Source organism: Paraburkholderia diazotrophica (assembly GCF_900108945.1).
Classification (GTDB): domain Bacteria; phylum Pseudomonadota; class Gammaproteobacteria; order Burkholderiales; family Burkholderiaceae; genus Paraburkholderia; species Paraburkholderia diazotrophica.
In genome coordinates, this window is record NZ_FNYE01000030.1 from 81,462 (window position 1) to 98,281 (window position 16,820).

The following is a 16,820-nucleotide window of genomic DNA, read 5'->3' on the forward strand; positions in this document are numbered from 1 at the left end:
CAAATCGAACAAAATCTAACGCGCGTTTTCACCGCCGTCCTGCGCCATCCCACTGCGTTAGCGAGACCTTCGCCATGCTGAAAACCGAACGTCTGCGCATGCTCGCCGATGCGCTGGCCAAACAGAACGTAATGCGGCTGCGCGACGCGGCGACGCTGCTCGGCGTGTCGGAAATGACGGTGCGGCGGGACATTGCGGCGAGTCCGGACCGTTTCACGTACCTGGGCGGCTACATCGTCAGTGCGACGGACGTGCCCAACACGGCCGGCTATTCGCTGGAACAGGAAAAGGACCACTTTGCGCAGGCCAAAGCGGAGGCGTCGGCTGTCGCGGCGAAGCTGATCGGCAACAACGAGACGCTTTTCATCGATTGCGGCACGACGCTCACGACGCTCGCCCGCCTGATTCAGAACGACATGCATGTCACGGTCGTCTGCTATTCGCTTAACGTCGCGGAAATTCTGCGGCGCAAGCCCAACGTGCGGATGATCCTGCTGGGCGGCGTCTATGTGCCGTCATCGGATTCGTTCTCTGGCGACGAGAGCATCGAAGTGCTGCGGCGCATGGGCATCAACAAGGCGTTTATCTCGGCGGGCGGCGTCGACGAGGCGCGCGGCGTCACGTGCTGGAACTTTCACGAAGTCGCGCTGAAACAGGCGGCGATGGCGAGCGCGGTGGAAAGTCATCTCGTCATCGACAGCAGCAAGTTCGGCGTCGTGAAGGCCGTGCGGTTTTCGAAGATCGAAGACTTTACGTCGATCATCACCGAGAAGGGGCAGGAAGTGAGGAAGCGTTAGTTTTTTGTCTGCGACGCTGTTTTGTTTTTTGCGTTTTCGCGGGCATCCGCGAATGCGTTGGTTTGCTTTGCCGTTTGCGGGCATCCGCGAATGCGTTGGTTTGCTTTGCCTTTCGCGGGCATCCGCGAATGCGTTGGTTTGCTTTGCCTTTGCGGGCATCCGCGATGCGCCTACCGGCGCGTAGGTTGCCCCTGTGCGGGGGATTTACAGACTCCGCGCAGGAGCGTAGAAGTACGTGCAAGACCGTACGTCATTGATTGAAAAGACTTTATGGTCCGTACAGCTCCGTGTCAGTTCGCGGTTGTCCGTACCGGATTTCACCCACGGATTACCCACGGGACCCACAGGATACCCACGAACAGAAAAACACGGTGCGCCTCCGGGCGCATCGCATGCACCAGTGCTCATGGAGCGCGACGTTATATCCCTTCGTCTGCCATTCGTGCCCTTTGGCGCAACTGAACCGGTACGTCGCGGACATGCCTCTATAGGTGTCGGCAAGACAGGTTCCGCCTCGCGATGCCGCCGCCGCTTTCAGGCGTGCCAAGCCTTCCCGGTCGCGCAGAGCCTCACTCAAACGGTGGCTCGAACACGCACGGCACCAGGTTCCCTGAACAACGTCGTGCCCTTTGGCCAGCCAGCGATGACCGGCCACGCATTCCCATTCATACCTTGCCAGGATGCCGACGTAGACATCAGCGAGACACCTGCCGCCGCGCTGGGCGGCCGCGGCGCGAAGGCGTTCGAGTCCACGCGGGTCGAGGACGGTCATGGTGGTCAGAACTGCGCGGTCATCTGGAAGCCAACCGTTACGCGTGCAGTCTGGAATCCAGCCGGTCTGTAGATGGGTGTGCCCGCGAAGAGGTCATACGAGAAGCCTGCATACTTCGCCGGCACTCCGCCGCGAATGCCAATGACCGCGCCCGCGAGTTGCGTGCCCGCCAGAAACGCCGTGTTCGGCCCGAATACGCGCCCGTAGTCGATCCCCGCATACAGAGCCTGTCCCGTCTGTCCGATTGGCCATTGCAATTCGTTGCGCCAGTAAAAGCCCTTCTCGGCCGCGAGCATCGTCTCGCCGTCGAAACCGCGCACCGTGTATCGGCTGCCGATGGTCAGGTCGTCGATAAAAAACAGCGTGTCGTTCGTGTACTGGCCGTGAAAGGTCGTCACATAGCGGAAGTGCTGTGAAGCAATGGCGAACGGCACCGACAGGTTCGCGTCGAGCACGACCATCTTGTACAGGTAGGTCGGGCGCGGCTTGCTGTCGTCGGTTGGGGAATACAGCGTTGGGTCAGGGTCGCCCGTTGCGCCGAGGTCGTGAATGCCCTGTCGATACGCAAGCGTGCCGTCGAACTGCGAAGCGCCGAAGTAATGGCGATCAGTCAGTCCCGCCTCCATGAATGTGTTGTTGCGGTGCTGGATCGGCATGGTCGTGCCGTCGATGAAGCTCTCGCCGAAGCGCTTCGACAGTTGCAGCTCCATGCCGAATACGTCGTTCTGGCCGCGCGAGAGCACGCGAGCGAGTCGGAGAGCGGCAGTCTGCGCATTGCCGCTCGACACGAACATCTGGTTCACGCCCGCGATGTTCTGATAGTAGGTGTTCGTGTTGCCCGACAGTGTCGCGGTCCAGTAGCCCCACGGCACGGAATACGAGCCGTTGAAGCCGTGCGAGCCAAGTGTCTTGTTGCCGAATGACAGGTCCTGATTTGCGCCGAGCGCGAGCACGTCGTTTAGCCCGAGTGGATCGTCGAGGCCAACGCTGATGTTGCCTTGCCACTTGCCCGTTGCCTTCGTGCCGCTGTTGTCGACGGAGGCGACGAAGCTCCAGGGTTTCGCGCGCTTCACTGAAATGACGACATCGCTTTCGCCTGGTGCTTCTATCGGTTCGATCTTCATGTCCACGTCCTGCGATGCGACGCGCTTCATCTGCTCCAAGCCCTGTTCGAGGTCGCGCAGGTTCAGCAGGTCGCCGTCGCGTGCGGGAAACGCCGACTTCCATGTGCCGCGTGTCTCCGGGTCGGCAAAGCGCAGATGCCGAACGACCCCAGGCACGAGCGCAACTTTCAGCGCCCCCGTCGATACGTCCTGTTCGGGCAGCAGGACGCGCGTCGTCACATAGCCGCGCGAGAGAATGATCTGTTGCAGACCCTTCGTGAGCGTGTCGAGTCCGGCCTTGCCAATGCATTGCCCTTTGTAGTGATCGAGCCATTCGCGCGCGAACGCGAAAGGGTCGAGCGGTAGGGTCGATGCTCCCCGTTTCCGGATTGCATCGGGCAGTGTCGCCGGTACGTCGAGCGCGAACGTGTCGATACGGAAACACGGCGATTCAGTCGGCAGTACGGGAAAGTCTTGGACCGTCGGTGCCGCCGAGCGCACGGCTGGAGCGTTGACCGTCTGCGCGCGCTGCTGCGCGTCGCGTTGCTGCTGTAGCTGCTGGTTCTGTTCGGCGTTCGCGCGTGCGGCGGCGGCCGTGTCTGCGGGCGTCGGTCCATCCGCGGCATATACCGCCCGAACTCCACCATGATTCACTAACCCCACGATCGCACCTGCAATGAGAGTGAGTCTTCCCCATCTCCAGTTCTACTGTCATTTGCTGCCGGAATATTCACGGTCCTTCTTCTGATATTGCGTTTCACTTCCAGGTGCTTCCTTCGAGTTGGGGCAAGAGTTGATCGGCGATCAGCCTGTTGGCCGAATCGGAAATGTGATCACCGTAGCTGTAGAGAAACTTTCCGTCGCGCGTGACCGGACAAACGCCTTTCTTCATGTCGCACAGCACGGGCGCAGGATCGTAGATCAGCATGTCGGGATGCATCGCGTGGAGCTTCGCGATATCCGCGCGATACTCCGCAGTCGCAGCCAGATGTTCGCCATACGTGATCGCGCATTTGCTCGCGAACGAACCTGCATGATCGACGCTCAGGATGGTCTGCACAAACCTGTAACCCATCAACTTGCGACCCATACACTCGCGCGGATCTGGCAGTGTCGGGTTGTCCATCACCAGTGCGACCTGCTTGCCCGCTTTTTGCAAAATCCCGATTGAGACGTCGAGCCCGTCCAATGCGGCGGATTGAATCGGGTTACGCGTTCCCGCTGCCGCATATTCCGGGCCGACGAGTACGCGCGCCGCTGCCGCAAGCACCACTAGCTTGATATCGTGATTGGCAATGATCGCCCGCATGGCCACGCGGTTCGCGCTCGCGCATTCGTCAGGATCGTCCTTCGCATAGGATGAGATACGGACAACGCCGCTCATCGGGGCGCAGCCGGTACGGGCAATAAGGCTCCATCGGCGATCCAGTGTCGATTCGCGCAACAGGCCCCAGTAGAGCGCATCGGCCTTGCTATCTCCCCACACGACGGCCGAGGGTGTCTCTCTTCGATCCGACGAACAGAACTGGAACAGACGCCGCTGACTCGCGGGCACCCCACATTCGGGTTTTACGAACTCGTGTCCGGCGCCGAGGGTCGCGGAAGTGACGTCCGCAGTCAGGCTGTAGCCTTTGCGGAAGCCAAGACCATCGCGAACATACGTCATGCCGCCGATATAGCCCATCGCAATGAGCAGCACACACGGAACGGCAACCTTCGACCAGTGCTGTTTGCCGAACCGGACAGGCTTCTCGATAGCGACACAGCTCAGCCACGCGAGCGCAACCGACAATGCAACCGCTGCGGCGCGCACATGGGGCTCTGGCGGACCACCTGTAAGGATTGTGGCGAATGAAAGCAGTGGCCAATGCCACAAATAGAGCGGGAAACTGATTTTGCCAATCCAGACAAGAGGCGGGAAACCGAGCACCCGGTCGTTGAACATCGTGTTGCGGCCAGAAATCAGCAAGGCAGCACCCACGACGGGAAGCAGCGCCCACCATCCGGGAAAATCCGTGCCGCTGTTCAGCCCGAGCATCGCTGCCGCGCAAAGCGCCAGTCCGGCGACAGACCTCCAGTTCTCGCGATATGTATTAACTGCCAGTTGTGTCTGGTTCGACCAGGCAAGCAGTGCTCCCGCAATGAGCTCCCAAAAGCGGCTAAATGGTGAAAAGAATGCCGCAGCCGGGTGATGCGATACCAGCGCGATGTTCACGCCGAACGAAATGATCCCACCGGCTACGATAAGCCCTAAAAGACTGAGACGACGACGATATGCCATCGCCAGCATTAACGGCCAGATGATGTAGAACTGCTCTTCAACCCCGAGCGACCACAGATGCAGCAACGGCTTGGTTTGGGCCGCAGTGTCGAAGTATCCGGCCTCGTTCCAGAACGCCAGGTTCGCGACGAAGCATGATGCTGCCAATATGTGCTTACCGAGCTGCTTGTATTCGTCCTTGAACAGGGAATACCAGCCGAGTGCGTAGACCGCGATAAGCACTGCTATAAGCGCCGGAAAAATGCGCCTGATTCTACGAACGTAGAACCTGCTTATGCTGAATGCTTCCGCTTCTAGCTCGGAAAGCAAGATGTTCGTGATAAGAAAGCCCGAAATCACAAAAAAAATATCGACGCCGACGAATCCGCCGCGAAGCAAACTCGGGAACGCGTGAAAGACAACAACCGCTAATACCGCCACAGCGCGTAGGCCGTCGATGTCGGGGCGGTATTTTGCTGCATCACGAGTTGTTGTGATTCTGGACGTGATAGTACTCATCATTCGGTCTTATTTTGGAAAATCGCTCATGAGATTTATGTCCGACATGGTTATTCATATAATATGCATACCTAATTAGATGATGTATGTTCAACGATTCTTTATCGGCCTCGATGGAGGTGGCGACGTGTTCGCTAGTTCATTGGCCTATGGGTGTGACATAGGCAACTCGCACCAAATGAACGACTGACTCGCGAGTCACAACTGAGGCTGTTAGGAAACTTCATCAGTCTCATGCTTATTTTCATTCTTCCGGTGTTCCTTTATTCTTTGCTACAACTTGGCATGCTCGCATTTAAACTGTGATCTTCGCGAGAGCAGTTGGACTCCCCACTGCGACAAGGCCGATTTGAGGATCATGAAAGAAACCTGTTCGCTAAAATGCAATGCCTTCTTTTCAATCGTCTCTAGTCCTCGTTGCATTGCCCCGACAATCCCGACGACAGAGGAATGTCGTGCTCCCGCCCGTTAGGTAGAACAGCAATGTACGTGCATGAATGAGGTGTCATTGTGAGTTGCACAAGCGGAAGGGTGGATTTTTCGAGTCGAACAGCATCGAAGAATTTCAATTTCCCGTCACGTTCAACCGCGCATTCAAAGCGGTCTGATATCTTCTCAAAATCGATAACTCGCATCTTGAGCGTATTGAATCTGCCTGTAGCGCACGATCCTCGTGTCCGCCTGCCATACCGTGCGCCTCTAATCAGCCAGATACCGTAGTCTCCTGGTCGCTGTGCCACTCGTGCGACTACAAGGTTCAAGACTTCCAAGAATGAATCAATGTTGGCAGTTCGGTAGCTCGTCCACTCGGCCGCCGCAAGTGCGACGCCGCCACGGAATGCCTCACGCTTCAACGCAACGAACTCATTGTTTGAACAGGTGTCAAGGCTCGACTGAACCTGCCAGTAGGATCGCACTCCGGATTCTCTCAATGACGGAGATTTCTATGCTACGTCTCCGGCTTTGAACGAGATGACACCGTTATTCAGCAGGCTTGTGTAATGACCTTCGAAAGTATTCAATGTCCACTGCACCCAGTCCGGATTAAAATCGGACCCCGGAGTCGTAATCAAACGAGCGCCTAAATCGAATTCGAAGATGCACGAACAATCCGCCTCGTCATATCGAACAGACTCCAAAAATTGACCAGTCAAGTCCTCGAAGGGTGCTCTCATGTCATTTGCAGGGGCACTGTCGTTTACAACACTCTCCCATGCCTGCAATTTCCACGCGCAGTCCTGTATCAGGAGGGTCCACTGCCCATATAAGACAGCGTGTCGCCGTCGAGTACGGTGAATTTGTTCTACCGACGCGTTCGTGCCAACTTGCAACGGGCCGAGAGACTTAAGGCGAGGCTCACCGAATTCAATAAGAAAACAACTTCCATGAGTTTGATGGATTCCCCACGCCATTTTCCCAACTAACGGCGCGAAAAGTCTTAGGATCTCATTCATTTCCAGTCCTACTTGTTGAACAACATTTTTGCTTCTTGCATGATTTCGTGATATCCCATCTGTTGCCCGCCGATCCAGCGATGGAGTTCCTCAGCTTGGTCGGCAGTCAACTTCAAAGCGACTGCAACAGCTCTAGTTTGCCTATTCTGCGCTTGATTATTTCCTGGTGTTCCTGTTGATCCGTTATTTTCTGTTTCAATCTGTGCTGCGCCGGTCGCAGTCGCGACACTAAGTCCGCTGGAGCCTGCGATGCCCGCAACCAGACTGCTAACAATGTTCGTCCTCGCATTTCTTTCTTCAGTCGTCAGATTGTCGGCCGGACCAAGCAACGTGTTCAATACTGAACTCGCAGCCGCACCCATCGCACCCGCGCCGCACCCCTGACCGCTCGCCGCTGCGCCCGCGCAGCCGACGATCGCGTGCAGCGCAGCGCGCGCCGTATCGCTGTCGAGAGAATCCGCAATCTCTTGACGCCGTTCGCGCCGAGTTCCTGGAGATACGCAACCGTCGCGCCCTGCGCTAACTGACCCAAGCCGCCCGTCACGTTGCCACCTGCCGCCACGGTGAGTGCCGTCAGCACCTGACGATAGCTGCCGCTGGGCCCCCACTCGGCATTCAACTGGTCGGCCTGCTGCTGTGCCGCTGCGCGCTGTTCCGGCGTCAGGTTCGGATCGCTGGCGGCTGCCTTTGCTGCATCAGCTTCCTTCGCACGGTTGTTGACGAACGTCCCGACCTGATTCACAAGCTGGCTTGTGATATCAAACCCCGCCTCGATCTTGTCCTTATCGAAGATCGGCGCAAGCGTCGCCTGCGTGCTCGTTGTGTCGCGGCTGATACTCGCGACTGCTTCATCCGCCGTTTGCCCGGTCAGTTGCTGCTGCTTCGTGCTGTCGGTAATGTTGATCGCGCCGCCACTGATCGCGCTCTTCGTCGTCGAACTCGCGTCGCCCGATGCACTCAGCGCGACAGGAGGTGCCATCGAAACACCGCCCGCGCTCGGTAACCTCGTGCCCGGAACGGGATTGACGTTCGTCGCCGTGCCGCCCTGTGTCTTGCCGATATTGCCGCCGTAGCCGCCGCTGATACCAACCGACGAGCCGCTATACGACGCGTGATTCTCGATATCGCTATGCGTGAGCGTCGCCGTTGTGAGGCTGTTCAGACCGTTATCAACGGCCGTATCGCCGCTCGCGATCACGCCGCCTTTCAGGTCGGTGTTGCCTTTGACATTGACCTGGAACCCGCCGTCGCCGGCCTTGATGCCCGACTGCTCAGTCACGCTCGCGTAGTCGCTCTTCAGCTTGTTCTGGCTGAAACTGGCTGACACGCTCGAACTGCCCGCACAGATGGGCGGCACGCACACGCTCACCGATACGCCGCCGCTGGTCTGCTTCGAATCGTAGCGACTGGTGTCCTGAAGACTCGCGATGTTCAGGTTCCCACCGACATCGGCGACAACCCGCTGGCCGTCCGCCACCGCACCCTTGAGATTCGTATCGCCGCCTGATTGCAGCGTGAGCGAATCGCCTGCGTTGACGTGCGTATTGGTCCACGTTTCATCCGCGCCATTGGCGTGCCCCTTCGTGCCCGACACGCCCGCCTGGAACGAGATGCCATTCTGCTGCCCGACACCGACCGTCACGCCGATGCTCGCGCTCGAACCGCTGTTCGTGCTCTGCTGGCTGTCGGTATTCTGCGCAGCCTAGAGATTGATGTTGCCCTGCGCATTGAGCGTCGCGTTGTTACCGGCGGTGATGTCGCTGCCGGTCACGTTGATATTGCTGTTCGCGCCCGCGCCCGCCGCAGCGATGTTGACGTTGTGCCCCGCGCTGACCGTGCTGCCTGCCGCCGTCGTCGATGACTCCGTCGAACTGCTGTTACTGTGGCTGGTGCCGAGCGACACGTTGACACCGACGCCCCCGAGATGGCTCGGATCGCTCGCCACGGCATCATAGGCGTTCTTCCCGGCGAGCCCCGTCGTCGCGGCCGCCAGTGCGTTCAGGCGCACATCGCCCTTGGTGTGCTGCACGTCCTTGCGCATCTGGTTCGCGGTCTGTACAGCCGCGATCACGGGGCTGCTCAGACCCGCCGTGATGCCCGTCTGGCTGAACGACTGCTGCTCGTTCTGCGTCGCGGTGTTCTTCGCCGCATCGATCGTGACCGTCTTGCCCGCCAGATTGACATCGTTGCCCGCATGCAGGGTGCTGCCCGTCACATGCAGGTCGCTACCGGACGCGACACTCAGGCTGCCGTTCAGCGAGCCGACCATGCTGCCGTTGTTCGTGACCTGCGTTGCCTGCTGCGCATCCGTCGTCTTGCGTGTGCCGATGCTGTAACCCTGCAAGCCGCCATCAAGCTGGTTCAGCGAATTCAGCCCCGACAGGAAGCCGTATTCACGCTTCTCGTAGTCGCTCTGCGTGCTCTGTGTGTCCTGCGACGTGGTGATATTCACGTTGCCCGTAGCGGCAAGCTTCACGTCGTTCGTGCCAACGACGTTGCTGCCCTGGACCGTCAGATCCTTGCCCGAGCGGATATTGACGGTATCGCCCGATACGGTGCTCGCCACGCCGATGTTCGCCTGCGATGCCTGCATCTGGTCCGTGGTCGACCCGTGAACGAAGCTCCCGCGCTTCGATTCCGTCGCCGTGTAGCTGTCGTGTTCCTCGCGGGCCTCGTTGATCGCGACGTTGCCCGTAGCCGCGATGTTCGCCGCGCCCGTATCCGTCGACAGGGACGAGCCGGTCAGCGTCACATTGCCTTTATTCGCATCAGTGCTGACTGCCGCAAGCGTGCCATTACCACCCGCCTTGAACGTCGTTCCAACCGCCTGTTCGTCGTAGGTGCGGTCGACTTCCTTCCGTGTGTTGTCATCTGTCGCGACGTTGTTGTACAAGGCGGTATTCGTGACCGTCGTCGCCGTCAGGTTGCCGCCCGCCACAACCGCCATGTCGCTGCCCGCGCTGACCGCAGCGCCCTTGAACGTCATGTCATTGCCGCTTTGCATCGCGAGGCCGCCGCTCGCGCTGATGCCGCTCGTTTCGTTCAGCGTGCTGTTCGCTTCCCAATGATGGTTTGCGTTCTTCGCCACCGACTGCGACGTCTGCGATTCAACCGTATCGACGTTGATATCGTGACCGGCCGCGATCAGCGCATTGCCGCCCGCGCTGATATTTGCGCCATGCACGTTCAAGTCGTGGCCCGCCGCCACGATCATGTCACCCGTCGATGCAATCGTGCCCTGTGCCCCGAGCAACGTTTGCGATACCTTGCTGTTGCCAGCCGACGAACCCACGCCGACCTTATCGACAAGTGTCGTGTTCACGATGTCGTGCCCAGCAAGCACAGCGACACGATTCCCCGTGATCTGGCCGGACGCGTTGACCACATCGTTCGTCGCCGAGACAACCGTCGTCCCGTTCGCGCCGCTGCTGCCGATCTTGCCGCCCCGGTTCACGATGTCGGTCGCGCTGATCACCGTCTGCGAGCCGCCCTTGATGACGCCCGAATTGATAGCGCTGCCTGTCGCGTGAATCTCCACGTCGTCGGCGGCAATCAGTGCGCCGGTCGGTTGCAGATCGTTCGCGTGCGTGTGCGCGAGATAGACGACAGGCGCAAGCACCTGTTGCGTCGTGCCGTCCGGCAGCGTGACGGTCTGGTTGACTAGCCACACGATATCGCTCGTGAGCGCATCCATCTGTGCGGCTGTCAGTGCCATGCCCGGTTCGAGACTGAATTCCTTCGCGACGTTCACGCCGTTGGTCATCAGCGCGCGGTATTCGTCCTCGTTGCTCGTATAACCTTGCAGATAAACGCGGCCCGTCAGTTGCGTCACCTGATTGCGAATCATCTGCTCTTCATACAGACCATCGCCCAGGCGCTTCTCCACCTTCGACGGATCGTAGCCTAGTTGCCCGAGCATGTAGTCGCTCGAAATGAAGTTCGTATAGCTGGTCAGGCGCGGATCGGTTGCGATCAGGTACGACGCACCGGGCGCCGTGTTGAACGTTATACAGCCCGCTCTTCGGCAACGTGATGTTCAGCGCGCCCGTTGCGCCCGCGACCGACTGCGGCGCATTGATGGTCTGCGTCTGGCCCGTCGCGAGATTGACGGTCTGCGTGGTGCCGCCCGTCACGCCGCCTACGGCCCCGTTCGCGCCTAGCGTGCCGCCCGTTGCGCCCGTCGCCGAATTCGCTGCCGCGACGTTCGTGTTGTTGACGTTCGTCGCGTTGATCTGCACCGCGTTGTTCGCGACGATCGTGCCGCCCGTGCCGCCGACCGCAACCGGCGACAGCACAATCGACGGCTCGACTACCTGGCCCACGTCGCGCGTGATGTCCTCGTTCCAGGCGTAGGTCGAGACGATGTCCTGTCGCTGGTACTGGTAGAGCGTCTGTCCTGTGTTGTTGACGGTCGTCCCACCATAGGTGCCGCTGCTGCCACTGTCGAGCGTGCCGTTCTGCTCACTGCTGCCAATCTGGATCGAGCCGCCCGCTGCAATCGCGCTATAGGCGTTGTTCACCGTGCCGACGTTGGCCAGCACCATGTTGCCCCCCGCGACGAGTTGCGCCTCCTGTGCCTGCGTCCCCGTCGTCTGGTCCTGCTGCGTGGTGGTCGTCGTGTCGCGTGCGATCTCGACGCGCTGGTAGCCGTGGTGTGCGTCGTTGCGCGTGGGGTACTCGGTCGCGGGGTCGTAGTTGACGTTCGGGTTGTAGCCGTCCCAATAGCTGACGGTAATCGAGCCGTCAGCGTTGGTCGTGATCGAGTTGTAGTAGATGGTCGTCGGCTGGCCGTTGATGTTTACGACCACCACGCGGTCAGTGGCGTTGGGGCCATTTGTGGTCGGCACGACATCGGCGCTGCTGTACGTGGCGTTCACGGGCCCCTGGTAGCCGTAATCCCAAACTGCCTGCGTACAGGACGAGTGGTTGTCGGCGTTCGTCGTCGCACAGGCCATGTACTTGTCGCGCTTGGTCTGGTGGACCGTCGCAACGTCCGTCTGCACCGTCGTGACGAGCGGCGCGGGGCGTGTGTTGGTCAGCGTCTGCGTCGCGACCTCGGTGTTGCCTTGCGCCTCGATGGTCGACTGGTCGTTCGTCAGCGAGTTCGAGCGATTCGCGAGCAGACCGTTGGCGTCGCGCGTGCCGTCTGCCGCGATGTTGATATCGCCGAGGCTGAAGATCGTCGCGCCGCCCGTGTTCGTGATGTCGCCGGGTGCGTACAGATTAACGGCCGTCGCTGCGGCGATCGCCGCCGCTGCGCCCGTGTTCGCGATCGAACCGGCGTTCAGCGTGACCGTATTGCCGATTACTGTCGCGGTGTTGGTCAGTGACGCGCTGTGCGTCGTCACCGAATCGCCTTCGATGCGGCCTTCGTTCGTGATCGCGTTCTGCGCATTCACCGTCGTGTTCGACGAGTTGATGTCCGCGCCCGCCTGGTTGTCGACGTTCGCGGCATTCACCGTCAGCGCGTTGACCGCGCCGAGCGTGCCCTGGTTCGTGAAGTTGCCCGCCGTCGTGAACGTCAGGTCGTGGTTCGCCTGGATCACGTTGGCGGCGTCGAGCGAGTAGTCGCCGTTGACCGTGACCGTGCCGTCGTTGCCCGCGATGATACGGCCGTCGCCTGTGAGCGTATTCGTCGTGACGCTCAGGTTCTGGTCGCTGCCGATCGCGCCGTTCTGGTTCGCGAGCGTGCCCGTGCTGATCGCGACGCTGCCGCCGCTGCCCTGGTCGTTGCCGATGCGGCCGCTCGTGTTGTCCAGCGACGCCGTGTTGAGTGCAACCGCACCGTTGCCGTGGATCGAGCCGCCCGCATTGATGACAGCCGCGCTCGGTGCGTTGAGCGTGACGTTGTTCGCGCCCGAAAGCGTCGCGTTCGTGTTGTCGGCGAGTTGCGCGACGTTCAATGCCAGGTCGTGGCCCGACAGCACCTGTGCGCCGTTCGTGTTCAACAGCGTCTGCACGTTCACCGTCACGTCGCCGTTGCCGCCGATGGTGCCCGCGCCCGCTGTTCCGCCCGCATTGCTGTTCGTGATGGCGCTCGCGCTGATGATCGTCGCGCCCGTGCCGGTGTTGGCGATGCGTCCGTTCGTGTTGTCGAGCGATGCGCCCGCGACGGCGAGCGTCGCCGTTGCGCCGTCCGCTTCGATCTGTCCGCCCGTGTTGTCGATCGCGCCTTGCGCCGACGCGATTACGTTACCCGCGCCCTGAATCAGGCCCGCCCGGTTGACGAGCGCGCCGCCTGACTGCACGGCAGCGAAGCCGCCCGCGACGACCGTGCCGCCCGAGTTGTCGATGTTGCCGCCCGCAACCGACACATCGCCGTTGCCGCCAATCAGCCCGCTGTTCGTGTTCGAGATCGCGCCGCTTGCCGCGACTATCGTTGCGCCTGTGCCGCCGTTGGCGATCGTGCCACCGTCGTTGGCAAGCGACTGCGCCGAAACGCCCAGCGTGCTGTTCGCCTGAATCGTTCCGCCCGCATTGGTCAGCGTGCCCGTGTCGGTGACCGATACCGTCTGCGCGCCGACGTAGCCGCCCGCGCTGTTGTCGAGCGACGCAACGTCGAGCGTGGCCGTCGATTGCCCCGCGAGCGTGCCGCCGCGATTCGATGCCGCGCCCGCATGAACGTTCAGCGCACCGTTGGTCGCGATCGTACCGGCGTTGTTCGACAGCGCGGCCACGTTCACCGACAGCGTGCCCGTGCCCGCGCTCGCAATCGTGCCGTGATCGTTGACGAGTGCAGCGGGCGAGAGCGTCAGGTCCGTGGCATTGGTCTGGAGCATGCCACTCGTGTTGTCGAGCGTGCCTGTCACGTCGACGGTCGTCGCGCCCGTGCCCGTCTGCGTGATGCTGCCGCCGTGATCGACAAGATTCGTCGCGTGCAGTGCAAGCTGGTCGGCGCTGGTCGTGCCGCCGCTGTTGTCGAACGTTGTCGCCGTGAGCGTCGCAAGACGTCCGGCCGCGATCGTGTTGGCATTGGTCAGCGTTGAGCCTGCTGACAACGTCACATTGTTGTTGGCCGCGAGCGTTCCGCTGTTGAACAGCGTCTGCGTGGCGCTCGCAATGAGCGTCTGTACCGCCGTGATCAAACCGGCGTTCACGAGCTGGCCGGTCTGCAAGGTCACGCTACCGTTGCCGCCGATTGTGCCGCCCGCGCCGTTGTTCAGCAGGCCGCCTGTAGATACGTTCAGGCCGTCGCTGTTCAACGAAGCAATCTGACCGCCCGTGTTATCAAGCGAACCCCCGTGCAGCGTCTGTGCGCCCGCCGCCTGCATCATGCCGCCCAGGTTCGAGACCGCGCCCGCGACGTTCGCCTTCAGCGCGCCGCCCGACACGATCTGTCCGTTGCGGTTCGACAGCGCGCCCGCCGTGAGGGTCTGCGCGCCGGCCGATGACAGCGCGCCGTTGTCATTGGTGAGCGTGCCCGTTGCGCTCGCGTTGAGCGTCATGCCCGCTGTCGTCGTCGCGCTGGCGAGGTTCAGGTCGCCGCTGCTTGCCGTCAATGCAAGCGCGCCGTTCGTCGATGTGTTGCTGCCCGCGAGACTGACCGACGTGCCCTGAATGGTCGCATTGCCGCCCGCTGCGTTGCGGCCGGTTGCCGTGACTGTGCCGCTTGCGGAAACGGACAGGTCGCCCGCGTTCGCAATCGTGCCGTCGCCGTTAACGCCCGCGCCGAGCGTGCCCGTCGATGCGATGCTGCCCGCGCTGACGGTCGTGCTCTGTTGTGCGGCGAGTGTGCCGCTGTTGGTGAGCGCACCCGACGTGTTCACGCTGACGTTCTGCTGCCCGTAAGTCGTGCCGCTGTTGTCGATGCCATCGGGCGCGCTCGCCGTGATGTTACCGCTTGCGTTCGTCTGTCCGGCCAGTACGAGCTTGCCCTGTGTCGTCAGGACCAGGTCGCCCGCCTGCGCTGCGAGCACGCCCCTATTCGAAACACCGACACCGTTCTCCGTGCCCACCAACCAGATACGGTTTGCGTACATGCCGCCCAGATTGCTCACGTCGATGGACGCACCAGGCGCGGGGCAGTTACCCGCAATGGGCGTAGCGTTCAGTGACGCGTAGTCGACGTTGTTCGAGCCCGTGATGACGTTCAGGTTCTTCGCGTAGATCGCGGCGTTGACCTGTACGGCACGCGCCAACAGATCGACCTGATCGACGTTCGACGCATTGAACCCCGCACCCTGTACGGTGATGTTGCCCTGGGTCACATTGAACCCCGACACGGAACCGTCAGGTGCGAAGTTCGGCGTGCCGGTGGTCAGGACCGCGCGCGAGGTGTTGATGAAGCCCGCACCGTCTAATAGCAGCCCATTGGGATTCGCAACGATAACCTCGGCGCTGTGGCCTGCAACTTCGAGATAGCCGCGCAATTGCGACGGCGAATTGCTGTTGACCTGGTTGACGATCACGCGCGCCGAGTCGTTTGGGCCGTAGTTCGGATTGCCATTCACGTAGCCCGCAAGCTGTGTGTTCGTGATCGTCGGCGAATTGTTCAGTATCGCGCCCCGGTTCGATACGTCGAACTGGTTGTAGGTGTTCATCGACACGCCCGAGCCAGAGGGTTTGTTGATATTCACCTGCGGGATACCGTTCAGCGTTGTAATGACGCCCGGTGCGTGCGCGCCACCCGGCACGATCTGCGCGAACGCAAGCAGGGGCGCGACGGCCATCAGCAGCCCGACCAGACTGCGACGCGGTGAGCGTGTTTGCTTTCCTGATGCGCGGCCCGCGCGTGTCTCGCCAGATTTTCCCGTCGACGTGGCGCTTTCCTCGACGGCGACGAGCATTCCTCTCAAACGGCTGAACACCAGCCGGTAAGTATTCTTGTTCATTATTATTCGTCTTGCTAATTAAAGAAGCGGTAAACCTAGCCGAAGACCCGCGTCATTTCTGTCAAGGTGTGTCAGCGCTCGCTCGGGCGCAACACTTCGCGATAAATCGAATTTCTCTGATTGCGGCGCGCGAACTATCCGCGTATCAGACAGGCGAAAAAAAGCCCGCTTTTTGGCGGGCTAGAGATACCGGCTTTTCGGGGCGAACGCCGGTAACGCATGCGCAGCTCCAAGACCTTTACCGCGCAACGTTCCGGCAATGTATGAGACACGCGTCCCGGCGGTCGATCAGAAAACTCCCAATCTGAAAGGCCATGTAAAGTATCGGTTTCCAAAGGTGGGATTCCCTGCGTGCAGCAGGAACGAACCGATGTGCTATTCGGCTCAGATCGGGGCGGATTAACGTGTCGCCTGGGAGTGGGGTGAGCGGTTCGGTCGCCTCCCAGATCTCTCGCCCGACCAATCCGAAGGTCGTCCTCCGCGAGTCGCCCAGGTTTCACCCACAAAACACCCACGGCGCGGTCGACTACCCACAAAGGAAACGGGGAGTGGGCGCGAACCCTTATTCCGTAAGGGTTCCCGAGAATCAGGGTTTACGAGTAAAATGCCCCTGTGCGGGGCGGCACCTACTCTTCTTTGCCGCGGCAAAGAAGAGTAGGTAGAAGAAAGCCGCTCACACCGCCAGTGCTTGACCTTCACCCACGGGCTCTCAACGTCCCCATCCTTCGCGCGGCAGCACATGTGGCCCACGTTCGTTGCCAGCGCCCTACCTGAACGCCTCACCTGCTTCATGCACCTGGACTGTGGCTCGCGACATCGGATATTCCTGCGCCCCTTTGCGGCAAACTGTGTGTAGGCATTCGCGCCGCACAGGACACCCTCGCCACGCGATGCGGCGCCAAGTGCGGGCGGCGTCCTGTACCGTATAGCAACCTCATTCACTACCGACATACTGCGCTAGAACACTCGATGCCCTTGGCCGTGCCACGGGTGTATGAAGCGGGTGAGGCATTAACCAGTGCGTTGGCAACGCGCATTGGCCAGCATGCCGTCGCTCGAAACACGGGGACGTTGAGAGCCCGTG

5 protein-coding genes and 1 pseudogene are annotated in these 16,820 nt (G+C 60.8%); 1 reads left to right on the forward strand and 5 read right to left on the reverse strand.

All coding sequences use genetic code 11. The features are described 5' to 3' along the window. The first annotated feature begins 74 nt into the window (after positions 1–74). The gene (locus BMW76_RS29075; protein WP_090871544.1) at positions 75–797 is read left to right on the forward strand and encodes a DeoR/GlpR family DNA-binding transcription regulator; all 723 of its coding nucleotides are present in this window, start codon (positions 75–77) and stop codon (positions 795–797) included. A gap of 777 nt (positions 798–1,574) precedes the next feature. Here BMW76_RS29075 and BMW76_RS29080 read toward each other — a convergent pair. The 5 genes and pseudogenes from BMW76_RS29080 to BMW76_RS42630 all read right to left on the reverse strand — a co-directional run bounded on the left by BMW76_RS29080 (position 1,575) and on the right by BMW76_RS42630 (position 15,736). After that, the gene (locus tag BMW76_RS29080) at positions 1,575–3,326 is read right to left on the reverse strand and encodes a ShlB/FhaC/HecB family hemolysin secretion/activation protein (RefSeq protein ID WP_090871546.1); all 1,752 of its coding nucleotides are present in this window, start codon (positions 3,324–3,326) and stop codon (positions 1,575–1,577) included. 103 nt (positions 3,327–3,429) lie between these two features. Then, on the reverse strand, positions 3,430–5,454 hold the full coding sequence (locus BMW76_RS29085) for an acyltransferase family protein (RefSeq protein ID WP_090871548.1): 2,025 nt from the start codon (positions 5,452–5,454) through the stop codon (positions 3,430–3,432). Positions 5,455–6,913: 1,459 nt separating this feature from the next. Then, positions 6,914–7,243 (reverse strand): hypothetical protein, encoded by a 330-nt coding sequence (locus BMW76_RS42620; protein WP_322789310.1) that lies wholly within the window; start codon positions 7,241–7,243, stop codon positions 6,914–6,916. Next, positions 7,240–10,824, reverse strand: a pseudogene (locus BMW76_RS42625) (hemagglutinin repeat-containing protein). Before BMW76_RS42625 ends, BMW76_RS42620 begins: the two are co-directional and overlap by 4 nt. Continuing rightward, on the reverse strand, positions 10,760–15,736 hold the full coding sequence (locus BMW76_RS42630; RefSeq protein WP_322789311.1) for a two-partner secretion domain-containing protein: 4,977 nt from the start codon (positions 15,734–15,736) through the stop codon (positions 10,760–10,762). Before BMW76_RS42630 ends, BMW76_RS42625 begins: the two are co-directional and overlap by 65 nt. Between the last annotated feature and the right edge of the window lie 1,084 nt (positions 15,737–16,820).

What these genes read in the sequence shown, in the direction of transcription:
- BMW76_RS29075 (WP_090871544.1), top strand. Translation starts at nt 75, where the DNA reads ATGCTGAAAACCGAACGTCTGCGCATGCTCGCCGATGCGCTGGCCAAA.
- BMW76_RS42630 (WP_322789311.1), bottom strand. Translation starts at nt 15,736, where the DNA reads ATGAACAAGAATACTTACCGGCTGGTGTTCAGCCGTTTGAGAGGAATG.
- BMW76_RS29085 (WP_090871548.1), bottom strand. Translation starts at nt 5,454, where the DNA reads ATGATGAGTACTATCACGTCCAGAATCACAACAACTCGTGATGCAGCA.